Origin of the sequence: Clostridium felsineum DSM 794 (assembly GCF_002006355.2) — a bacterium.
Lineage (GTDB): Bacteria > Bacillota > Clostridia > Clostridiales > Clostridiaceae > Clostridium_S > Clostridium_S felsineum.
This window is the reverse complement of the sequence record NZ_CP096980.1, coordinates 4,808,825-4,832,500: the sequence shown is the minus strand read 5'-3', so window position 1 is coordinate 4,832,500 and position 23,676 is coordinate 4,808,825. Positions and strand designations below refer to the sequence as shown.

The following is a 23,676-nucleotide window of genomic DNA, read 5'->3' as shown; positions in this document are numbered from 1 at the left end:
GGCTGAAGTCGTACCGAAAGGAGCGGTGGACTGTACAGGAGAGAGTATGTTGGCATAAGTAGCGAGAACTAAGTGAGAATCTTAGTGGTCGAAAACCTAAGGTTTCCTGGGGAAGGTTCGTCCGCCCAGGGTAAGTCGGGACCTAAGCCGAGGCCGAAAGGCGTAGGTGATGGACAATCGGTTGATATTCCGATACCGCAGAGTAACGTTATGAGAAATGGGATGACGCAGAAGGATAGGATATGCGTACGTTATTGGAAGTACGTCTAAGCACTGAGAGTGGAAGATAGGAAAATCCGTCTTCCTTAAGCTTGGGGTGTAATGGTGAGGTAGTTTACTACCGAAATATCTGATTTCATACTGCCAAGAAAAGTCTCTATCCAGGAGCTCTGTGCCCGTACCGCAAACCGACACAGGTAGGTGAGGAGAGAATCCTAAGACCATCGGAAGAATTGCTGTTAAGGAACTCGGCAAATTGACCCCGTAACTTCGGGAGAAGGGGTGCCTACGAGAGTAGGTCGCAGAGAATAGGCCCAAGCAACTGTTTATCAAAAACACAGGTTTCTGCTAAAGCGAAAGCTGAAGTATAGGAGCTGACGCCTGCCCGGTGCTGGAAGGTTAAGGGGAATGCTTAGCGCAAGCGAAGGCATGAACTTAAGCCCCAGTAAACGGCGGCCGTAACTATAACGGTCCTAAGGTAGCGAAATTCCTTGTCGGGTAAGTTCCGACCCGCACGAATGGCGTAATGATTTGGGCACTGTCTCAACAGCAAATCCGGCGAAATTGTAGTGCAAGTGAAGATGCTTGCTACCCGCGATTGGACGGAAAGACCCCGTAGAGCTTTACTGTATCTTAGCATTGAATTTCGGTATTGTCTGTACAGAATAGGTGGGAGACTTGGAAGCAGTTCCGTCAGGAATTGTGGAGTCGTCTTTGGGATACCACCCTGACAGTACTGAGGTTCTAACCGGAGGCCATGAAACTGGTCACGGGACATAGCTAGGAGGGCAGTTTGACTGGGGCGGTCGCCTCCTAAAAAGTAACGGAGGCGCCCAAAGGTTCCCTCAGCGCGGTTGGAAACCGCGCGTAGAGTGCAAAGGCAGAAGGGAGCCTGACTGCGACACAAACAAGTGGAGCAGAGACGAAAGTCGGGCTTAGTGATCCGGTGACTCCTCGTGGGAGGGTCATCGCTCAACGGATAAAAGCTACCTCGGGGATAACAGGCTGATCTCCCCCAAGAGTCCACATCGACGGGGAGGTTTGGCACCTCGATGTCGGCTCGTCGCATCCTGGGGCTGAAGTAGGTCCCAAGGGTTGGGCTGTTCGCCCATTAAAGCGGCACGCGAGCTGGGTTCAGAACGTCGTGAGACAGTTCGGTCCCTATCCGTCGCGGGCGAAGGAAATTTGAGAGGAGCTGTCCTTAGTACGAGAGGACCGGGATGGACTGACCTCTGGTGTACCAGTTGTCTTGCCAAAGGCACGGCTGGGTAGCTATGTCGGGAAGGGATAAACGCTGAAGGCATCTAAGCGTGAAGCCCACCTCAAGATTAGATTTCCCATAACATAAGTTAGTAAGACCCCTGTAAGAACAACAGGTGATAGGTCAGAGGTGTAAGAATGGTAACATTTTAAGCTGACTGATACTAATAGGTCGAGGGCTTGACCAATTAATAAATAAATATATGATAATTACTATGCAATCTTGAAAGTACAAAGTACTTTCTACATTTAAATAGATCTGGTGATCATAGCATGGTTGTAACACCCGTTCCCATACCGAACACGAAGGTTAAGAACCAGAACGCCGATAGTACTGCAGGGGAGGCTCTGTGGGAGGGTAGGTCATTGCCAGGTAATTTGGTTTATTAGCTCAGTTGGTAGAGCACATGACTTTTAATCATGGTGTCCGGGGTTCGACTCCCCGATAAGCCACCAATTTTATGAAACGCTTTAAAATTTTGATTTTAAAGCGTTTTTTTTATTAACGTTAAAACAAATAATTTTAGGAGAATGTTATATGAGTAATAAAGTGGTAATATTTGATATGGATGGAGTGTTAGTTGATACGGAGCCTGTCTACAGAAGATTAAGTGAAGAATTATATAAAAGATTGGGAATAGAATTAACAGAGGAAGAACAGTATGCTTTTGCTGGCAGTGTATCCAAAGATAAATGGACAAGCTTAAGAAACAGGTTTAATCTTAAGCAATCTATTGAAGAATTGGGAAAAATGTCATCTGGCATTAAGTATGAATATCTAGCTAACAAGGAAAATGAAATACCTAAAATTAAAGGAATAGATGAGTTGATTTTAAGTTTAAAAGATAGAGGTATTAAAATTTGTGTTGCATCGTCATCACGTAAAGAAAATGTAGAAGTTATTCTTGCAAAAACGAAGCTTATTAAATATTTTGATTATATAATAAGTGGTAGTGAGGTGCAAAAGGGAAAACCTAATCCAGAGATATTTCTAAAAGCGGCAGATAAGCTTAATGCTGATATTACGGATTGCGTTGTAATTGAGGATACTAGAAACGGTGTTAGGGCAGCAAAAGCTGCAAAAATGAAGTGTGTAGGGTTCAGAAATTTAAATTCTGGTATACAGAATATAGAAGCATCAGACATTATTGTGGATGCATTTGATAAAGAAAATATTAAAGATATAATTAAATTTGTAGAAGAATAGCAATAAAATTAGCTATTAAATCTAAAAAGATTTTTGATGATTTTATAAAAAAGCTCATATTTTCAATAAACTTATAAGAATGAAATGCATAATATACTTATATAAATAGTTAATAGTATAATGTACCATTTTCATATTTGTTGACAAGTAGCTAATATCAATAGTATAATTGCAGTTATATTGGTTAATAAATGGAGGTGAAATATAAAATTATAGTTAAAGCGCCCGAACTTAAGTGGAAAGCATTTAAGTTGACGAGGATGGGGAGTATCGAATCTTCGGCGGATGCCCCACGGTAAAACGCACTACCGTTAACGATTGGTAAAGGCAGAAAGTGATTTCTGTTACAAACTCAATCTGGTGTTAAAACCTTTATTATATGCTGTAAGGAGCTTTTTTAAAGATAAAAATAGCTTTTCTTAAGTTCTGTATTAAATATGATATATAAAATATTATTTGAAATCGAAAGGAAGAAATTTTATGTGCGGAATAGTTGGATATATAGGAAATAGAGAGGCAACACCTCTTATTGTTGAAGGATTAAAAAAGTTAGAATATAGGGGTTATGATTCTGCTGGAGTTGCTGTAATTAACAGTGATAATAAATTACAAATTGCAAAAGCTAAAGGTAGACTTGCTAATCTAGAAAAGGAACTTGAAATAGATGGATTAAGTGGAGTTATAGGAATTGGGCATACAAGATGGGCTACACATGGTGTTCCATCAAAGCTTAATTCACATCCACATTTGAATACTAAGAAGACAATAGCTGTTGTGCATAATGGAATAATTGAAAATTATATGGAACTTAGAAAGTTCTTACGTGAAAATGGATATGAATTTATTACAGATACGGATACAGAGGTAATACCTAATTTAATAGATTTTTATTATAATGGAGATCTTGTTGAGGCTGTTACAGAGGCTACAAAGAAATTAAGGGGCGGATATGCATTTGGTGTAATATCAGTTGATGAACCAGATAAGCTTGTAGCTGTAAGAAAAGATTGTCCACTTATAGTTGGATTAAAAGAAGGTGGAAATTTTATAGCTTCTGATATACCAGCAGTTTTAAATGAGACAAGAGATGTATATTTTATTGAAGATGATGAAATTGTAGTTCTAACAAAAGATTCAGTGAAAATTTTAACGGAGGATGGTAAGGAAGTTAATAGAGATGTATATCATGTAACTTGGAATGCAGATGCTGCTGAAAAGGGTGGATATGATCATTTCATGTTAAAAGAGATATTTGAACAACCTAAGGTAACTAGAGATACTATGACTTCAAGAATAGCTTTAGGCGAAGATATAACATTGGATAAAATAAACCTTACTACGGAGCAAATAAAAAGCTTTAGTAAGATCTATATAGTAGCTTGTGGAACTGCTTACCATGCAGGACTTATAGGAAAATATGCAATCGAAAAACTTGCAAAAATTTCTGTAGAAGTTGATATAGCTTCAGAATTCAGATATAGAGATCCTCTTATAAATGAAAAAACTCTTTTGATTGTTATAAGTCAATCAGGGGAAACAGCAGATACACTTGCAGCAATGAGACTTGCAAAGAAAAAAGGTGCTAGGGTTATAGCTGTAACAAACGTTGTTGGAAGTACAGTTTCAAGGGAAGCGGATGATGTATTTTATACATGGGCAGGTCCTGAAATAGCTGTTGCATCAACAAAAGCATATACAACTCAACTTGTAGCGATGTATATAATAGCGTTATATCTTGCACAGCACATGAAGACAATATCAAATAGTGAGATAGAAGAATTAAAGAAGGCACTTATTGAACTTCCAGAAAAAGAGGAAGAGATACTAAAAAATGCTGAAAAAATTAAGAAACATGCTGAAAAAGTATCAAAAGAGAATGATGTGTTCTATCTTGGACGTGGATTTGACTATGCGGTAGCAATGGAAGGATCTTTAAAGCTTAAAGAAATATCATATATTCACTCGGAGGCATATGCAGGTGGAGAATTAAAACATGGACCTATAGCACTTATTGAGGATGGAACAGTTGTAATAGCTTTAGCATCCCAAGAAAGTCTATTTGAGAAAATGGTAAGTAATATAAAAGAAGTTAAAACAAGAGGTGCATATGTTATCTCAGTAGCCATGGAAGGGAAGACTGCAATAGAGGATACATCAGACGAAGTTATATATCTTCCAAGGGTAAATCCAGTACTTGCACCTATTGCAACAGTAATACCGCTTCAACTTTTATCATATTACATTGCAATTATAAAAGGATGCGATGTTGATAAGCCAAGAAATTTGGCCAAGTCAGTTACTGTAGAATAATAAATAAAATTAAGCCGCATATTCTTGTAGCTTTAGAATAAAGTTGTATCATTTTAAATAAAGTTTGTATAAAAAATAAAGAGATATTATACATGATAAGTGTATTATATGACAAAATTTAATAAATAATATAGTAAAGCCGCGTATTTTCAATTTAAAGAGAGTATGTGGCTTTTTATTTATTTTGTCTTTTACTCATATGTAGATATAGGGCTTACGTCAACATTATCGTATAAACAGAAGGAGAGTGGTTTAAATAGTAAGTTTTCATGTTGTTTGTATCTAGATAATGATAGGTATTTGACGAAATATTCTTCCGATGTTTACAAGTAAATGGTGTTATTATATGATAAGATTAATTGGAATTTGTAAAAAATTGTGACACAAAAGTTATTTGTTGTATACATTATAAATAGTAATTTACATAAGGATATTTGTGTTTCCAATATGCTGAAGTAACAAAGCTTAATATATAAATCTCGTGTTCAGATTCATTAAAATCTTTTTATATTGAAGGATTATTCAAAGACTTTGAAATTTCTAACAATTGTTGTATCATTAATGAATTATTTCCCTCTCTCCAAACCATTGCTACATTTAAATTTATCGCAGGTTCTTTTATTATCCTATACTCAATGAGATATGACAGTATATCATTAAAACTACCAGGAACTAATGCAACTCCTAATCCTGTTGCCACAAGTCCAAGTAATGCCATATCAGTTTCTGCCTCTTGTATAATATTGGGTGTAAAGCCTGCCAAGTAACAAACCGAAATCAAATCGTCGTGGGATTTTGCCCTTGTTTTTCTTGAATATACTAAAAATGATTCTTTCTGTAGTTCAGAAAGTTTAATTGCCTTATTTTTTGTCAGTGGATGACTTTTGGGTAATGCAATTGATGCTGGATCAGTATAGATGATTTCATATTTTAGTTCATCAAGCATGATTCCATAAAGAGCAACAATTCCCACATCTGCTTCATCATTTATGATGTTTTGTTCTAACTCGGGAGAGTTTTCCTCCGATAGAATGACTTCAATCTGAGGAAATCTTTCTCTAAATTTACATACAATCTGTGGCATAACATTGTGTAGAGTCATGCTGTTATATGCAATGCGTATCTTCCCCGCTTCCCCTCTAGCAACGCTTCCTGCCTGTTCCACTCCTTGTTCTATAGTTCTTATACCCTCAAAAACCTTTTTCTTCAATACTTCGCCTGCAGGTGTAAGTGCTACGGAACGGGTTGTTCGCTCAAATAATTTATATCCCAGTTCACTCTCTAATTTTTTTATTTGAAAACTAAGTGGTTGTTGCGCAATATGTAAATACTCGGCAGCCTTACCATAATGCAGAGTATCGGAAAGAACTAAAAAGTATTGTAATTGTCTTAATTCCATGGCTTTCTCCTCTATTATGTATGATTTAGGTGTTAATATGTATTGATAAAGTGTTTCTCTTTTTATAATATTACAATTATTATATAGGTGTAAAGTAATTAACAATATATTTTGATAATTTTGAAAGGAGTCTTTATTATGCCAAAATTGGGAGACGTATATGAACGTGGTAATTTTTTTCAACAACTTTCTGGTGCTCATAAACCAAGCGTAGATGATTTATTGTCTGATAGAGGTTATTTCGGTCTTGTTCCTAACCTTACAGCTATTTATGGAAACATTCGTACAGAAGATGGAGAAATGTATGAGTTACTTCGTAATTTAAACCCAGATTTAAAAAGCAAACATGGTAAAAAAGCTTATATGGGATTAGTTATCCAATCAACAAAAATTGACGGAAAGAATTTGATATTTGACACTGAATTAACTAAAGAATGCGCTTCAGCAGAAGGGGCAGTTGGCGTTCAGGAAGGTAATGAAGCTGTTTGGCGTAAAGCTGCTGGCGTATCTGGAAAAAATTTTGAAATGCGTGTTAGTGAAGATTACTTTGTTTGGAAGGAAGAAAATTTGTTTTCTTTAGAAGGTCCAATGATCAAACCTGGATTACATTGGTATCTTCCAGGAAGAGATGAAGGAACTTATTATGTTTCACATATGTTTGAATTAATAGGTGAGTTCCAAGGAGTTAAAGCAAAAGGATTTGTAGCTTTCGACCAGATATATATGGCAGAAGGCGGTACATTGTATGGTAACAGAGATATAATGATGCAAAACTTTGGGCATATCATATGGTATACCTGGGGTAACAAATATAAAGATGGGTCAGTAGAAGGAGGTCACTTCATCCTTGGACATGATCGTCTTGGTTTTGCAGTGTTTACCGATGGAAAGACTGTAACAGCAACACAAAACATAGAAGGCAAAGTTACTCCAAATGCAGATAATACTTTTTCAGAAGCTATTGAACTTACTATAGACGGAGAAAAATGGGAGTTCACTCCTGATCCAAGGGGTAAAATGCCAGCAATGCTGAAAAAATATCCGCCTACTCCACAACAGGAAGGACGAATGAAGCGTGTTGGAGAGACACGTGAGGTAGATTCATACTGGGCATGGGGTGAAACTGAAACAAAATATGGATGTGAACGTCAGAGTAAATTACCAACACATAGATAAATAATTATAGTCAAGTTCTAATTTGATTTATATAGAAAATACTTTTTGGTTTCCGACAGGAATCAGAAAGTATTTTCTATTGTACACATTTATTTTTTTAATTGGTTGAAGCATTAAAAGAATCGCTAACTAATAATTTATATTGATGTTATAACAAATTATTCCTTTTATATTACCAACTACTCTCCTTCAAATTCTAATTTAAATAGTAAAGTAAATGAGCATAGTATAAAATTAAGTTGATTCGCATTCTTCTTAAATTTTGATCAAACTTTATTATAAAAACTTAATGTGTTAAATTTTAAAATTCCGCAGTTTTGATCAAACTTTGTTTCAAAAATTAATTTTAAATTTAATGAAATTAAGTTATTTGTGCCACATATTCTGATCAAACTTTATTCAAAACCAACAATTCTTAATTTAAGGAGAGTATGCGGCTTTGCTATATTATTTTGTCTTTTAATCATACATTAGATATATATAGATTCTGCCAACACCTAGACAGAGGGAAAATGTTTTGAATATTAATTCTTCATGTTGTTTGTATCTAGATAATGATGGGTCGAAATGTTATTCTAATATTTATAATTAAATGATACTATTAAAAATCTAGGGGAGTGAGGCACATTATGTCAAAAAATGATAATATGCTAGCAATTTTATGGATTCTGAATTCAGGTACAAAAATAACTGCAAAGCAAATATCTGAAAGGTTAGAAATAAACATAAGGTCAGTTTATCGTTATATGGATGCATTGTGTCTTAGTGGAGTGCCAATAATATCGGAGCCTGGTCATAACGGTGGATATAGTCTGCTTAACAATTTTACCAAAGCACCACTGTTTTTTGATCTTGAAGAGAAAAAATCACTTTTGCAATAGAAGCAGGATATCCTTTTAAGGAAGCACTAAATAGTGCAACATCAAAGTTAAAGATGTTCTCCAATGAAGAACAAGAAAAAGTTCTCAATCGTCATTTAGTGGGATTTGAAGTAGTGAGCCGTATTTGTGATTCAGACGTAAAACCTATATTAATGGAAATTGAGCAAGCTGTTGCTAATGAATGCTCTATGGAAATTGAATACTGTACAGGTTATGAAGGTCACCCTAAGCACAGGGTTGTTGACCCTTATGGGATGCTTTACTGGAATGATAAATGGTATTTTATTACATTTTGCCATCTTAGGAATAAAATCCACAGCTTTAGGGTAGATAGGATAGTAAATATTATAAGCACTAAAAATATGTTTAAACGTCCTGAAGCTTTTTCGGCACGTGAGTTTTTTATAAAAAACCTATTATCGAATGTGGAAAGCGAAGTAGGACTTTGCACTTTAGTAATTGAGGGCAAGTCAGAAGCATTGAATGACCTTTGCTCACATTGGTTTTTAGGATATCATATGATAGAACGAACTGAATGCATAGGGAAATTTTTAATGGATGAGAAATCAATTCATACCTATGTTCCTCATATTCTACTTCAATATGGTAAAGCGATAAAGGTGCTTAAACCAGATAGTTTTAAAGATGCTATGGTAGCAATTCTTAAAGATTTGATGGCCCATTATCTTCACTGACTGAATTTGTCAGTGAAGATAATATATAATAATCTAAATGGAGTTTGACACCATCCTGTAACAATAAAATGAATGTGGAGGAATAGAAAATGAAGAATATAGTATATCTTTATGTATTTGATACAATGGCAGACTGGGAAATAGGTTATTTAAGCACTGAAATCAATTCGGGAAGGTACTATAAAAAGGGGGTAATGCCGCTAAAAGTAGTAACTGTAGGAATTACTAAGGCACCTATTACTACAATGGGAGGCCTTACAATATTGCCAGAAATTGAAATTAAGGAGTGTAGCGTTAAAAATACTGCTGCTTTGATTCTACCTGGTGGTAATACATGGACAGAAGTAATTCATGCTCCCATTATAAAAATGGCTGAAAAATATTTAGAGAAAGGTATTGTTGTAGGGGCAATTTGTGGGGCTACAATAGGACTTGCTATAGAGGGAGTATTGAACAACAGGGCTCATACAAGCAATGATCTGGGGTATCTTAAAACGATCTGCTCAAGCTATCATGGAGAAAAGTATTATAAGCAGGAATGTGTAGTAACTGATAGAAGTTTGATTACTGCTTCTGGAATAGCGCCCCTTGAATTTGCTTTGCATATATTGAAAATTCTAGATGTATTCTTACCGCAAACTTTAGATTCCTGGTACAAGCTTTATAAAACCCAAGAGTCAAAATATTTCTTTGAGCTTATGAAATCAATTCAATAAAATGGCTTAAAGTGAGTAAGATATCTACTTTTCACCATCTTTCACTTTAGGGTGAATTTTGTCTGCAATACGCCTACAAGGAATCAAGAGTAGCTTATTGTTTATGATTATAAATCTTGGACTAGAATTTAGGGTGCTCTGTGTCTTGAGAGAAGTACTAGACTAAAAGGAATAAAAAAGGGAAGGAAGCATGAAGTTCTTTATGATATAGAAAAAAATTATTTTTATATTTTAGAATATTCAGATTGTATTATGGTTCTAAAAAAGCCCTAGAAAAGCAGTTAGCAAGGTTAAATAATGTGTGATAGAATGGATAAAGAAAGTGAAAAATGGGGGCTTTTCTTGGAAACTTTGTGGGAATTTCAAGGATTTCAAGGATTTCAAGATAAAAACTCACTAACAAAGGAGGTTAAGGAAGCTTTTTATTATAGTTATCAGGGAATAACAGCAGTTGTAGGTAATCTATTTATATTGGCACAGGATTTGAATAAATTTTATATTTCAAATAGCTGCTTTTATAATATAGGTTATGTAACATAAATATATTGTAAAAATTAATTTTCAAGGGTAAGGTGAAAAAGATTGATAAAACTAGGGAATACACTTATTCTTTTAGCACTTATAATGGCTTTAGTTTTTGCGGTTATTGCAATAGTACGAGGATATAGTGGTATGAAGATGAGTAAAAGTTTTGATACATCTAATAAAAAAATAAAATTTAGTTATTGGCTACTTTCAGCCATACATATGTGGGTGGGAATTATAATAACTTCGTGTTATTTGATTGCAGGAGTATTGATTTTGAATAATTTATAAAGGAGGTAATTCTAAATGCCATTTTTGATTGCTTTGCCATTTGTTTTAGCTATAATTGGAATTATTATTGCTCTTATTTGTTTTATAGGAACGTGTCTTATAATTCTTGGTGGTACAGGTATAGCAATGAATAAAATATACTTGAAGCAGATGAAAACTCAAAATAGAGTAACAAAATCTTTATTTAATACAAGTTCAATAATTTTAGGAATTATATTTATATTATTTCCGTTAGTATATGTTTTAGCTGAGATTATTTTTAGATTATTATGAAAATAAGTATAGTTTATAGTATAAAAATAATTTATAGTAAATTTAATACATAATATTCTTAAAATTTGCTCAAACTTTATTCCAAACCAACAATTTTTATGACTTTATAACAAAGCTGCATCATTTGGAATAAAATTGCATAAAAAGTGAAAATAATATAATACATGATAAATGTATTATATGGCAAAATTTAATGAATAGTAGAGCAAAGTCACATATTCTCAATTTAAGGAGAGTATGTGGCTTTTTATTTTATTATATGTGGTCCCCTAACATTATAGTATTTATATATAATAGACAGATGTAAATACTAAGTTTTCAAGTTGTTTGCATCTAGATAATGATGTACCCTTGGAGGAGTTTATTGAAATATTTACAGTATATGATAAGATTAATTTGGGCTTGTATAATAGTAAAAATATTGTTAAATCAAACAAGAGGGATATATAATTTACTTTCTTAAACCTAGCTTCCTTGATATTCCTCAATTAATAATTGGAGAACTAAATTATGTTACTGGGGAAGTAGTGGAAATAAAACATTATAGCAAAGCTCCAACAAACTATGTTTATCTGTCTACATGAGAAGAGGTTGAATTTTTCTTTTCATCTGGTGTAAATAAATATAATTTTTACAAAATAGGCTATCTAACTCAAACTCATAAAGCAATTTATTGTGAGAAAATCGTTAAGGGAAGTAATAAAGAAAAGACAAGAAAGGTTATAGGGTTTCCTTTTAAAGATATCTTGTCGTTCCTTATTATGCTAGGTGCAGCATTCTTTTTAGCATTAATTTCACCATTTATTAAATTGAAAGTATTCATACCAACGAACATAATTGCTATTCCCAAATTCGCTTATTATTTTGCGAAATATGGAATGAAAAATGGTATTTGGTTTTCGGTTAAAAATGAAGACATATTTGCTTTGATTATGGGGATTATAGGTTCATTAATGATATTTTTTATATATTTAATTGAGAAGCGAAAGTTCGATGATTTTTATAGAACTTATTTTTGTGCTCAATTATTTTCGATTTGTGAATTAGGAGTACTTATATGTGTAGTTTTTAATTTACAATAAAATAAACTAATACTATAAGAATTTTTTGAACTATATATCAGATAACTATTTCACAGTATTTATAAGTTTTCATATATTAAGTGTCAATTTTTAGTTGAGGAAAAGTTGTAATTATTAGAATTATTATTGTCCCAGGTACCTGACTGATTTTTAAATACCATATTAACAGCATAGCACCCAGAAGGAAGTGTTATTTTTGCAAGCCATCGTCCGTCATTTTGTTTTGTCATAGTTACATCTTGAGGAGCTATAAATCCATTATATCCCCAATGCAATGTTATACTGGAGGATGAGGAGGCTAAAGTTCCATTGTAATAAATAGATATTTCTTTACTTGACTGTGGTGCTGGGGATACTTGTACATTAGGAATATTATTGCATACATTTAAAGTCCAATTATTGTTGCTGTTGTTATCCCAGTTAGTTCCATTGGTAAAACAGAAATTTAATGTATTTGCTGAATTAGGTATAGTTATACTAGTTTCCCAAAAACCATTTGAGTCCTTTATCATAGATAAGTTTTGTGTGTTGTTCCAGCCATTAATACCTAAGTGCAAAGATACATTTGATGAGTTTGTTAGGCTTCCGTTATAGTAAATTGTGAAAGTATGTCCTTTAACTAAATTACTGCTATCGTAATCGATTTTGTAATCTGCGTGGGGGATATAGTTCGTAACAGATCCATTATTGTAGAGTATTATAATTGAATTTGCAGGTACTGTTCCTGTTAATATTCTACCAGAGGCAACAAGAGAAGCCGCTTTAGAGCCATGGTTGTTGTATTGTCCATCATTTAAATTAGTTGGGGAATTTAAATTAAAACTATCGCCATCATTTACAATAACGGTGCCGTTATCACCTCTTTCTATAAGCATTGCTTTGTTGTTATTTTCCAAAGTCAAGTTTTCATTTTGCCCAGCCATTGCATTATGAAAATCATTGATAGCTACAACGTCAGAATCGTTCCAAAGATTATCACCTTCACTTCCTATACTTTCTGTTGGTCTATCAAAAAATAAAGGGACAGAGCCAGATCGTGAAGCTGCTATTGCCCAACCAGCTTTTCGCTGCCAGTCTGTTAGGTCTTTACTTGTACCATTTTCGTATTCATCATGGGTTTCAACAAAATCTACACATTTATTATTATCAAGTCCACCCATACCTTTCGCATCAGTAAAATCTCCCAATTTAACTGCTTTTCGAAGAGATGCATCATAGCTGCTTGCTTCAACATTCATAAGGCTTTCATAGGCTGAAATATTATCTACTTTTCCATCTTGAAGGACTTCACCATAAATATATAGATCTGATTTATTGTGGAGGCTTCCTAAAACATTTTCCCAATAGTTGCTCGCCCATGGGGTATTGGCGTCTAATCCTAAGTCTGTTTCTATGTGTTTAGCAGAATCAAAACGGAAACCGCTTGCACCAGCATCTATACATTGGTTTAGAAAGTTAATTGCTTTCCCCTGAACTGCGGGATTTTGAGTATTTAAATCAGGCATTCCCACACCTTTTTGGGTTATGTCTTCTCTATTATTCCAATCATTGCACTGTCCATTATGATGATAAAAACTTGGATCTTTGAAACTTGAATCTACTTCAGGAGCAAGTTCATCTTTATTTCCGTTATTAGCCATATGATTCATTACAGCATCCACAATTATGGATATGCCATAGTTTTTTGCTTCACTGCAGAGATCTTTAAAATCCTTATAACTTCCAAGTTGAGAGTTTCCTATGGATTGATTTGTTGGTTGATATAAAAGCCACCAATCGGAACTATTTATACTACTATTTTTTGTTCCCTGAACTGGAGATACTTGAACAGAAGTATAACCTGCAGCTGAAATATTAGGAAGTTCCTTTTTTATGTTGTTAAACGACCAATCGAAAGCATGAAGTATAACACCATTTTTAATATTTTTTGAAGTTGTTCCATGGGTCATTATTTTTGCGTTCACCTTAATTGAATTAAATGCACAATTATACCCAATTAATGTAAACATCACAGAAAGTGATAGAATTTTTATTTTTAAACGTTTACACAAAATATACTCATCTCCATATTAAAATTATAATTTTATTTGTGTCAGCTAGCTTGTTTATGAGCACACCCCCTTAAAGTTGTTATTTTACAAAGTATAAATTATTGTTTTATGTCTATTATTATGATACAAAATATAACCATTTCAGTCAATACATTACATACATTATAAGAATTATATTATAATTAATTATTAGTAAGGGAAGTGCTTTTTAACATGAATTATAGATATGTTGAGAGTGAATTGATTTTAGCTCAAGAACTACAAAAAGCGGGAGAGTATGAGCATTTAAGGCAAATGTATAAAAAGTTTTATGTAAGCATCCCATGAGATTTAAGGCACTTTTTGAGGTAGCAGATAATTTATATTATGAGAAAAAGTATTTGACAATAAAAAGACATACTGATATAATGATATTCAATAAAACAAATAGGAATACTTGGAATACAAAGTTGACTAGAAAAACTAGAGGCTGTGTTTACGCTATTATTGAGAAATAGTGTAAACGCGGCCTTTTTATTTAATTTAATATTTATAGTGCTTATCGAGAGAAGCTGAGGGACTGGCCCAATGAAGCTTCAGCAACCAGTATGTTTCGTTTGCATATAAGGTGCTAATTCCAGCAGGTGTACCTGAAAGATAAGGCTAGTGCAAGCAAAAGCTTCATTTAGTCTTATCTAAATGTAGCTTTTTTTATAAAGGAGGTGGATTTATATGAGCTATAAAATAGCAGTGGGTAGTGGAGATGGGGTTTATGTAGATCAACATTTTGCAACAGCACTACAATTTTTCATATTTGAAGTTAAGGATAAAGATTATAATTTTATTGAAACTAGAAAAAATATAACAAATTGCCCATGCAGTGATTTTCATAAGAATAAATTTAAACCATTAATAGAGAAAATAAGTGATTGTAGAGCATTGTTAATAGGAAAGATTGGACCTGGAGCTGAAAATATAGTTAGATCACATGGAATAGATGTATATGATATACATGAAGCTATAGATGTAGCATTAGAAAAACTTATTCAATATTATGAAAGACAAGCTTAAATGCAGAGGAGGAAGAATCAATGAGACAAGTAGCTATTTATGGAAAAGGTGGAATAGGAAAATCAACTACAACACAAAATCTTACAGCAGGGTTAGCAGAACTAAAAAAAAATATAATGGTGGTAGGATGTGATCCAAAAGCAGATTCAACTAGATTATTATTAGGAGGTTTAAATCAAAAGTCAGTACTAGATACGCTTCGTGAGGAGGGTGAAGACGTAGATTTAAATAATATTTTGAGAGTTGGTTATGGAAATATAAAATGTGTTGAATCAGGTGGACCAGAACCAGGAGTTGGTTGTGCAGGAAGAGGAATTATAACATCAATAAATATGTTAGAGCAGTTAGGCGCATATACAGATGATTTAGATTATGTATTTTATGATGTACTTGGCGATGTTGTATGTGGTGGTTTCGCAATGCCAATACGTGAAGGAAAAGCACAAGAAATTTACATAGTTGCTTCTGGAGAAATGATGGCCCTATATGCTGCCAATAATATTGCTAAAGGTATAAGAAAATATGCAAATACTGGTGGAGTAAGACTTGGGGGGATTATTTGTAACAGTAGAAAAGTATCCAATGAGTATGAGCTTTTAGATGCTTTTGCAAAAGAACTAGGAAGTCAACTAATTCATTTTGTCCCTAGAAGTCCAATGGTTACTAAGGCAGAAATCAATAAACAAACGGTGATTGAATTTGATCCAAAGGCGGAGCAGGCAGATGAGTACAGAATATTGGCTAAAAATATAGATAATAACGACATGTTTGTTGTTCCAAAGCCCATGACACAGGAAAGATTAGAAGAAATATTAACAGAATATGGATTAACAGATTTGTAGGAGGTGGATTTAATGCCGATTAATTTGAAATTAGGAGCAGTTCCAACAAGGGAGAATAGACTTGGGTCAATAACAGGTTATAATGGTGATTTGCGTGATGTTGTAAATAAATCTAAGTGTGGAACTTTAAAAAATAGAGAGAGATGTTTTAGTCAGTCTAGTTCGTGTAATGCAGGATGTGCATTAGCACAGTTAGCAGGAATTAGAGATGTAGCAGTAATAAATCATGCACCTTCAGGGTGTACAGCTATGGCATCTGGAGTAGATGTAGTAAATTCTCAACTAGCAACAAAAAGAGGAATTCAAAATTCTACAGTATTTGTAGGAACAGATATGAATGAAAAGGATACTGTATTTGGTTCAGCAAAAAGTTTAAAGAAGATTGTAGTAGAGACATATAAGAGATACAAGCCTAAGGCAATTTTTATAGGAACCTCTTGTTTATCTGGGATAATAGGTGAAGATGTGGATAGTGTTGTTGAAGAACTTAAAGAAGAAATACCGGTACCAATAGCAGCAGTCCACTGTGAGGGTTTTAGATCAAGAATTTGGGCAACGGGTTTTGACGCTAGTGATCATGCTGTGCTTAATAGTATTGTAAAGCCGCCAGTTGAAAAAAGAAATACTATAAACTTTAAGAATTTTTTTGAAAGTGAAAGAGAAAATATAATAAAAATGTTTAAGGAGTTTGATGTAGAACCAGTATTTTTATATCAAAATTCTACAATTGAGGAATTATCACATTTATCAGAAGCGTTAGCAACGGTAAGTATTTGTGGAGTGCTTGGAAGTTATCTTGGAAATGGACTGAAGGAAAAGTATGGAGTTCCATTTGTAAATACAATAAATCCTTTAGGTATTGCAGGCTTTGAAACTTGGCTTAGAGAGATTGGAAGAGTAATTAATAAACAAAAAGAAGTGGAAGCTTATATAGAAAGAGAAAGAGCAAAGTACATACCTAAAATTGAAGAAGTTAAAAAAGAGCTTAAAGGACTTAGGGCAATTTTAGGTATGGGACCTGGATATACTTATGAAGTAGCCCGTGTATTGCAAGAACTAGATATGGAAGTTGTGTGGGCGGCATCATGGCATCATGACAAGAAGCATGATAGTGGTAAAATTCCAGCACCACTTGAGTATTTGGGGGAAAATTCCCCATACAATTTTAAAGTTAGTGTGGCAGATCAGCAAAACTATGAAATATTAAACATTATTAATGAATATAAACCAGATATATATTTTTCAAGACATCCAGGGACTACTGTTTGGGCAATAAAGCAGGGAGTGTCAGCACTTTGTGTAAATGATGAATATATGATATTTGGCTATAAAGGAACTTTGGATTTTGCATATACAGTTCTGGATACTATAAAAAATAGAAGTTTTGAAAAGAATTTAGCGGCAAGGGTTACACTTCCATACACAGATTGGTGGTATAAGCAGGATAATTCAAAATTCTTGAAGGGGGAGGCTAAATAAATGGCAAAAATTTTAGATCAGCCTAGATATAAATGTGCATTAACAGCTATGCAAACAGTTCATGCAATACAAGGAGCAATTCCTATACTGCATTCTGGACCTGGTTGTGGAGGGAAACTTCATAGTGATTTTGGAAGCTCAGGTCACTTTTCTTTTCATATATTTCCCTGTACAAGTATAAGTGAAAAAGAAGTTGTATTTGGTGGAGAGAAGAAACTAAAAGAGACTATTGAAAATGCACTAAAAGTAGTAGATGCAGAGTTATATATAGTATTAACAAGTTGTACTTCAGAAGTTATTGGAGATGATGCGGGGGAGGTGGTTAGAAGTTTTAGCGATACAGGTAAGCCTGTTATATATGCTTCAACACCAGGTTTTAAGGGAAATAACTATGTTGGACATGAATGGGTAGTAAGTGCAATAATAGATCAATATTTGAAGCCAGCAGATAAAATTACAAAAGGATTAGTAAATATATGGGCAGGAGTTCCACAACACGATCCTTTTTGGCTTGGCAATTTAAGAGAACTTGAAAAACTTGTTGGGGAACTTGGATTGATACCAAACACTATATTTGGTCATGACAGAGGTATAAAAAATATAAATAAAATTCCAGAAGCAGAATTTAATTTGCTAGTTTCACCATGGCTGGGATTGAGTAATGTTAAACAATTGGAGAAGAAGTTTGGAACACCTTATATGAAATTTCCTAGTATTCCAATAGGAGCAGCAGAAACGAGTAAATTTTTAAGGGAAGTGGGGAAATTTGCTGGAGTCTCTAAAGATAAAGTAGAGGAAATAATTAAAAAACATGAAGATGAATATTACTACTACATTGAAAGATTTGCCGATGTATTTTTAGAGACAAGGGTAATGTCTAGAAGATTTGTTGTTGTGTCAGATGCTCAATATACTTTAGCATTTACTAAATTTCTTACTAATGATTTTGGGTTGTTTCCAGACAAGCAGTATATAATTGATGACACGCCAGAAAAATATAGAAGTGAAGTTGAAGGATACTTTAAAGATTTAAATTATGATATTGAAGCAGAAGTTGAATTTTTAACTGATGGTAATGAAATTCATAACAATATAAAAAATACAGATTTTCATGGGTATCCATTAATAATAGGAAGCTCTTGGGAAAAAAAGGTAGCCAAGGAGACAAAGGCACATTTTTTAGCGGTGTCTTGGCCACTGAATGAAAGACTAGTAATTAACAGTTCTTATGTTGGTTATGCAGGAGGACTTAAATTACTTGAAGACATATATTCTGTAGTTCTAACTAGATTTAACTAAAGTTAAGGGGTGGAAAAATGGCAAATACAGGTCCGTTCGATAGAGAAGAAAAATATAAACATTTATCTAATTTACATCCATGTCTTGGAGGAGAGGCACATTCCAAATTTGGAAGGCTTCATCTTCCCGTAAGTCCTACATGTAATATTCAATGTAAGTTCTGCAAAAGAGATTGCAATAATAATGAAGATAGACCAGGGGTAGCTAATGGAATACTAGCACCTAAAGATTCAGTTAGCACAGTTAAAAGAGCATTAGAGCTATGCCCTGAAATTACAGTAGTAGGCATTGCAGGTCCAGGAGATACATTAGCTACAGAAAATGCTATAGAAACTTTTAAATATGTAAATGAAGAATATCCAGATTTAATAAAGTGCTTAAGTACAAACGGATTGCTATTAGAAAGGTATGCAGAGGAACTATATAAGGTTGGAGTAAGTACTATAACAGTAACGGTTAATGCAGTAGATCATAAAATTCAAAGTCAAATAATATCACACATAATATTAGATAAAAAGATTTATTATGGAGAAGAAGCAGCTAAAATACTTATAGATGCTCAGCTTAGAGGCATAAGAAAGATAAGTGAATTAGGAGTTATTGTGAAGGTAAATACAGTATTAATACCAACAATTAATGATAAACATATTGAAGAAATAGCAAAGACCGTTAAAGAGGCTGGTGCCAAACTTTACAATATAATACCATTAATTCCACAACATGATTTAAGCCATATTCCAGCACCAACCTGCATGGAACTTGATAGTGCCAGAGCTAAAGCGGAGAAATATCTAGATGTATTTAGACATTGCAAACACTGCCGTGCAGATGCATGTGGTATACCAGGTCAGAGAGATTTGTCAAATCAGTTATATGGAACGAGATTAGATTTAGAAACATTTTCACATGGTTAAGAGGTACTAATATGGTAGATGTTATGACAAATTATGGGATTTTAAAAGGTGTAAGTATAGCACAATATTATACAACTGGAGAAATTAGTGAATGCACACTAAAGGAATATTGCGAGCTAAAAACTGAAATAGGAAGCTTTGTACCAAGATTTGAAGAGGATGGTATACGAACTAAAAGTACAAGTACTGTAGCATTTTATAGAAGTGGAAAATTGAAGAGCGTTGCTTTAAATTCAAGAGAAATGGTAGTTACTCCTATTGGAAATATAAAATCGGAATTAATAACCTTTTATGAAAATGGAAATATAAAAAAGGTATTTCCTGTGAACGGGAAAATAACAGCTTTTTGGACTGAACAAAATGAATATGAATTGGCAGAAATAATAGAGTTGAAACTTAAAATAGGACAGATAAAAACTAAAGTTGTGGCATTAAGTTTTTACGAGTCTAAAAAGTTGAAAAGTATCACATTTTGGCGCAAAGATAGAGTGAAATTAAAAACACCTATTGGAATAGTTGAGGTTAGAATGGGCCTTGCGTTATATAAAAATGGTGAAATAAAATCGTTAGAACCTTTGAGTAAAATTAGAGTAAAGACACCTATTGGAACTATTTTAGCATATGATATAAACGCTATTGGAATTAGTGGTGATAAAAATTCTCTTTGTTTTTACGGGAATGGTGAAATCAAATCACTAATTACCTCTACAGATAAAATAGAAATATATAATAATGTAGGTGAGTATATAAGATCAATTAAACCTAAGTTAAAATCTAGTTTGTTTAGGGAAGATAAGCTAGAGGTTGTACCATATAAGGTTGAGTTTTTAGGGGATAGGGTTAAATTCGGTAATACGGGGGAAGTTTTTAATATAAATAATTATAAGTTTAGAATTGTAAATGACTTTTATGAAATTAGCACAAATACTAATAGTTGTAGCAGCTGTACATGATATAAAGAAAGAATTTAAAAATAGGGGGTTGTTTTAATGAAGAAATTGAAAGTGTTAAGAGTTCTTGTTTTAGGAATTGTAGTAGGAATGGTAGCTACAGGTTGTTCTGCTAAAAATAACAGTTCAGCATCAGCGTCTAATCCAAAGAAAGTAGTTATAGCTATAGGTAATGCCTACAAACCGTATTGCTATTTAGATAGTAAAGGAAAACTTGTTGGTTATGAAGTGGACGTATTAAATGCAATAAATAAAAAATTACCACAATATAAATTTGAATATGATCAATATGATTTTAAAGATGTTTTAATCAGTGTGGAATCTGGAAAGGCAGATGTGGGAGCTCATCAGATAGAAAAAAACCAAGATAGAGAAAAATTATTCTTATATTCAAAGGTTCCAACAGATATATATAATTTAAGACTTGTTGTTAAAAATGGTAGAACGGATATAAATTCATTAGCAGATTTAAAGGGAAAGACGGTTGAAACAGTATCAGGAAGCAATTCGGCATATGTATTAGACTCTTATAATAAAGCACATAACAACTTATTTAAGATAGTTTACTCTTCAGAGGATTCAGCAACACTAGTAAATAACGTTTCTAATGGAAAGTATGATGCATTTTTAGACATTAAAAGATCTGTAGCTGATTACAATAAGCAGTTTGGAAATAAGCTTCAAATTGTAGGACCAATAGTTGCTTCATCTTCTGCTTACCATGTATTTAATAAGAAGAATACACAATTGGAAGCTGACTTTGAAAAGGCATTGAAGGAAATAAAAACTGACGGAACATTATCAAAGCTTTCAATAAAAGATTTAGGTGCAGATTATACAAAAAATGATTAGAGCATAAAGGGAGGGGAGATAAAATGGGAAAACTATTTGACGCAAATGCTATGTTTCAGTATTTTCCTAAAATATTAGCACATTTAAATATTACTTTATTAATTGTGTCAGCTTCAATTATATTGGGTGCAGTTTTAGGAATAGTATTGTCTATCTTTAGACTATATAAGGTACCTGTACTTAATCAATTATCAATAGTTTATATATCATTTGTTCGTGGAACACCAATAATAGTACAAATGTTTATAGTATTTTACGGACTACCTTTAGTTCTGAACTCATTTAATATTGATATAAATAGATGGGACAAACTATATTTTGTAATTGTAACCTATGCCTTAAATTCAGCGGCCTTTTTAGCAGAAATATTTAGGGCATCAATTGGAAGTGTACCAATAGGACAAACAGAAGCTGCTTACTCAGTAGGATTGAATAAAATCCAAGCATTTACGAGAATAGTATTTCCGCAAGCAATAATAACAGCTCTACCAAGCTTAGGTACTACACTAGTTGGATTATTGCAGGATACCTCTATAGCATTTACTTTAGGGATAATTGATGTAATGGGTGAGGTACAAGCGATTGCAGCAAATACACGAAGAACCATCGAAGGATATGTGGATGCGGCAATAATATTTGTTATATTAGCTACAATAATAGAAAAATTGTTTAGCAGTGTTGAAAGACGATTAATAATAAGAAAACAAAGCTGATTGTAGGTGAGAAGATGAATTTTGATTTTAGTTTTATGTTAGTGGCATTAAGAGCGGCACTTAAGGCGACTCCAACTACGTTACTATTAACTATAGTTCCGTTTATAATTGGACTTATTTTTGGAACACTGCTAGCTGTTTTTAGAATATTTAAAATTAAGGTATTAGCGAAAATATCACAGATATATGTAGTCATAATTAGAGGTATACCAATAGTTTTGTTATTATTGATAGTCTACTTTTCCACAAATCAAATTATAGATGTTTTTGGGAAAAGGTTACATCTAAAAATTAGATTTAAAGATATAAATACAATATACATAGCATACGTAGCATTGTCACTTTATGCTATAGCAGCAATAGAAGAAGTAGTAAGAGGAGCATTTTTATCTGTAGGGAAAGGTCAATTTGAAGCTAGTTATTCAGTTGGACTTACAAGAATACAAACTGTAAGGAGAATAATAATACCACAAGCATTACCCATAGCACTTCCTACTTTATGTAGTACGGTAATAGGGCTTATAAAGGGGTCATCATTAGCTTATATGGTGGCAGTAATTGATCTTTTAAATGCAGCAATAATAACAGCTAATGCAAACTACAAATTTTTGGAGGTATATGTGGCAGCAGCAATAATATATTGGGGACTTACAATTGTTATTGAGGGAATTTCAGGTGTATTAGAGAGAAAATTAGCACTATGCAGTAGGAGGGGAATAAGTTGATAGAATTAAAGGGAATTAATAAGACCTTTGGTAAAAACCATGTGTTAAAGGGTGTGGATATAAAGGTCAGTAAAGGTGATGTAGTTGTAATATTAGGTCCAAGTGGATCTGGAAAGACAACGTTACTAAGGTGCATAAATTTTTTGGAAAAGGCAGATGAAGGTGAACTTACTATAGGTAAAGATACAATAAAATTAAGACATGCATCTAAAAAAGATATTTTGAAGGTGAGAAAAAAAACTGCCATGGTATTTCAAAATTATAATCTCTTTAATAATAAAACAGTAATAGACAATGTAATGGAAGGCCTTGTAACTGCAAGAAGGATTCCCAAAAAGGAAGCTGAGAAAATAAGTAAAGAGGTATTGAATAAAGTTGGACTAGCTGAAAAATATGACTTTTATCCATCAGAGCTGTCTGGAGGTCAGCAGCAGAGAGTTGGAATAGCAAGGGCATTAGCCTTGAACCCAGAGGTTATATTATTTGACGAACCAACCTCAGCATTAGATCCAGAGCTTGTAGGAGATGTGCTGGAGGTTATGAAAAAAGTGGCTAAAGAAGGAATAACAATGATTGTAGTTACTCATGAAATGTCCTTTGCCTATGACATTGCAAATAAAATTGTGTTTATGGAGGATGGAGTTGTTGTAGAAGAAGGTACACCAAATGAGATATTTAGAAATGCAAAAGAGGAAAGAACACGAAAATTTTTAAAGAGAATAGTTCCAGAATGGAGTTATACTATTTAAATCTAAGAAAGGAGATTA

At 33.4% G+C, this 23,676-nt stretch carries 20 protein-coding genes, 1 tRNA gene, 2 rRNA genes, 1 pseudogene and 1 riboswitch (1 of these 25 running past the window's edge); of the genes and pseudogenes, 22 read left to right on the top strand and 2 right to left on the bottom strand.

The features are described 5' to 3' along the window. From CLFE_RS22370 to glmS, 5 genes are all read left to right on the top strand, one after another. Positions 1-1,667 (top strand): 23S ribosomal RNA (locus tag CLFE_RS22370); it begins 1,238 nt to the left of the window's first position. A gap of 70 nt (positions 1,668-1,737) precedes the next feature. After that, positions 1,738-1,854, top strand: a 5S ribosomal RNA gene (gene rrf / locus CLFE_RS22365). Positions 1,855-1,859: 5 nt separating this feature from the next. Next, positions 1,860-1,935 (top strand) — tRNA-Lys (locus CLFE_RS22360). Positions 1,936-2,017: 82 nt separating this feature from the next. Further along, positions 2,018-2,686 carry an HAD family hydrolase gene (locus CLFE_RS22355; protein WP_077895183.1) on the top strand — a complete coding sequence of 223 codons (669 nt, stop codon included), beginning with the start codon at positions 2,018-2,020 and terminating at the stop codon, positions 2,684-2,686. A gap of 480 nt (positions 2,687-3,166) precedes the next feature. Then, complete coding sequence (gene glmS / locus CLFE_RS22350; RefSeq protein ID WP_077895184.1) at positions 3,167-4,996, top strand: glutamine--fructose-6-phosphate transaminase (isomerizing); 1,830 nt, start codon at positions 3,167-3,169, stop codon at positions 4,994-4,996. A 505-nt stretch (positions 4,997-5,501) separates the two neighbouring features. Here glmS and CLFE_RS22345 read toward each other — a convergent pair. Further along, a complete protein-coding gene (locus CLFE_RS22345) occupies positions 5,502-6,395 on the bottom strand; it encodes a LysR family transcriptional regulator (protein ID WP_169851018.1) in 894 nt (297 codons plus the stop codon). 138 nt (positions 6,396-6,533) lie between these two features. On the opposite strand from CLFE_RS22345, the gene CLFE_RS22340 reads away from it, so the two are divergent. The 7 genes and pseudogenes from CLFE_RS22340 (at position 6,534) to CLFE_RS22310 (ending at position 12,034) form a co-directional block, all read left to right on the top strand. Next, positions 6,534-7,571 carry a hypothetical protein gene (locus CLFE_RS22340; RefSeq protein ID WP_077895186.1) on the top strand — a complete coding sequence of 346 codons (1,038 nt, stop codon included), beginning with the start codon at positions 6,534-6,536 and terminating at the stop codon, positions 7,569-7,571. A gap of 629 nt (positions 7,572-8,200) precedes the next feature. Next, positions 8,201-9,147, top strand: a pseudogene (locus tag CLFE_RS22335) (helix-turn-helix transcriptional regulator). 89 nt (positions 9,148-9,236) lie between these two features. Continuing rightward, positions 9,237-9,863 carry a type 1 glutamine amidotransferase family protein gene (locus CLFE_RS22330; protein ID WP_077895187.1) on the top strand — a complete coding sequence of 209 codons (627 nt, stop codon included), beginning with the start codon at positions 9,237-9,239 and terminating at the stop codon, positions 9,861-9,863. 342 nt (positions 9,864-10,205) lie between these two features. Further along, the gene (locus CLFE_RS22325) at positions 10,206-10,403 is read left to right on the top strand and encodes a hypothetical protein (RefSeq protein WP_139356231.1); all 198 of its coding nucleotides are present in this window, start codon (positions 10,206-10,208) and stop codon (positions 10,401-10,403) included. Between the two features lie 42 nt (positions 10,404-10,445). Continuing rightward, positions 10,446-10,679 carry a hypothetical protein gene (locus tag CLFE_RS22320; protein WP_176091557.1) on the top strand — a complete coding sequence of 78 codons (234 nt, stop codon included), beginning with the start codon at positions 10,446-10,448 and terminating at the stop codon, positions 10,677-10,679. Between the two features lie 15 nt (positions 10,680-10,694). Then, positions 10,695-10,952, top strand: coding sequence for a hypothetical protein (locus CLFE_RS22315; protein ID WP_077895189.1), 258 nt, complete (start codon positions 10,695-10,697; stop codon positions 10,950-10,952). Between the two features lie 761 nt (positions 10,953-11,713). After that, positions 11,714-12,034 (top strand): hypothetical protein, encoded by a 321-nt coding sequence (locus tag CLFE_RS22310; RefSeq protein ID WP_077895190.1) that lies wholly within the window; start codon positions 11,714-11,716, stop codon positions 12,032-12,034. Positions 12,035-12,117: 83 nt separating this feature from the next. On the opposite strand, the gene CLFE_RS22305 is transcribed toward CLFE_RS22310, so the two are convergent. Beyond that, the gene (locus tag CLFE_RS22305; protein WP_077895216.1) at positions 12,118-14,043 is read right to left on the bottom strand and encodes a carbohydrate-binding protein; all 1,926 of its coding nucleotides are present in this window, start codon (positions 14,041-14,043) and stop codon (positions 12,118-12,120) included. Positions 14,044-14,620: 577 nt separating this feature from the next. Further along, a riboswitch (SAM riboswitch) is annotated at positions 14,621-14,728 on the top strand. A gap of 68 nt (positions 14,729-14,796) precedes the next feature. Here CLFE_RS22305 and CLFE_RS22300 point away from each other — a divergent pair. The 10 genes from CLFE_RS22300 to CLFE_RS22255 are packed head-to-tail and all read left to right on the top strand — an operon-like array spanning position 14,797 to position 23,658. Further along, complete coding sequence (locus CLFE_RS22300; protein ID WP_077895191.1) at positions 14,797-15,135, top strand: NifB/NifX family molybdenum-iron cluster-binding protein; 339 nt, start codon at positions 14,797-14,799, stop codon at positions 15,133-15,135. Positions 15,136-15,155: 20 nt separating this feature from the next. Continuing rightward, entirely contained in the window at positions 15,156-15,977 is an 822-nt protein-coding gene (gene nifH / locus CLFE_RS22295) for a nitrogenase iron protein (protein WP_077895192.1), read from the top strand. Positions 15,978-15,989: 12 nt separating this feature from the next. Then, positions 15,990-17,456: a nitrogenase component 1 gene (locus tag CLFE_RS22290; protein ID WP_077895193.1), complete on the top strand. Its 1,467-nt coding sequence runs from the start codon at positions 15,990-15,992 to the stop codon at positions 17,454-17,456. Further along, a complete protein-coding gene (locus tag CLFE_RS22285; protein WP_077895194.1) occupies positions 17,457-18,755 on the top strand; it encodes a nitrogenase component 1 in 1,299 nt (432 codons plus the stop codon). A 17-nt stretch (positions 18,756-18,772) separates the two neighbouring features. After that, positions 18,773-19,669: a radical SAM protein gene (locus CLFE_RS22280; protein WP_077895195.1), complete on the top strand. Its 897-nt coding sequence runs from the start codon at positions 18,773-18,775 to the stop codon at positions 19,667-19,669. Positions 19,670-19,680: 11 nt separating this feature from the next. Beyond that, complete coding sequence (locus CLFE_RS22275) at positions 19,681-20,622, top strand: hypothetical protein (protein WP_077895196.1); 942 nt, start codon at positions 19,681-19,683, stop codon at positions 20,620-20,622. 36 nt (positions 20,623-20,658) lie between these two features. Further along, entirely contained in the window at positions 20,659-21,471 is an 813-nt protein-coding gene (locus tag CLFE_RS22270; RefSeq protein WP_077895197.1) for a transporter substrate-binding domain-containing protein, read from the top strand. 23 nt (positions 21,472-21,494) lie between these two features. Further along, positions 21,495-22,184 carry an amino acid ABC transporter permease gene (locus CLFE_RS22265; RefSeq protein WP_077895198.1) on the top strand — a complete coding sequence of 230 codons (690 nt, stop codon included), beginning with the start codon at positions 21,495-21,497 and terminating at the stop codon, positions 22,182-22,184. Positions 22,185-22,198: 14 nt separating this feature from the next. Continuing rightward, the gene (locus CLFE_RS22260) at positions 22,199-22,909 is read left to right on the top strand and encodes an amino acid ABC transporter permease (protein ID WP_077895199.1); all 711 of its coding nucleotides are present in this window, start codon (positions 22,199-22,201) and stop codon (positions 22,907-22,909) included. Continuing rightward, positions 22,906-23,658, top strand: a complete 753-nt coding sequence (locus CLFE_RS22255) for an amino acid ABC transporter ATP-binding protein (RefSeq protein WP_077895200.1) — start codon at positions 22,906-22,908, stop codon at positions 23,656-23,658. The genes CLFE_RS22260 and CLFE_RS22255 overlap by 4 nt, the downstream gene beginning before the upstream one ends. Positions 23,659-23,676 lie beyond the last annotated feature (18 nt).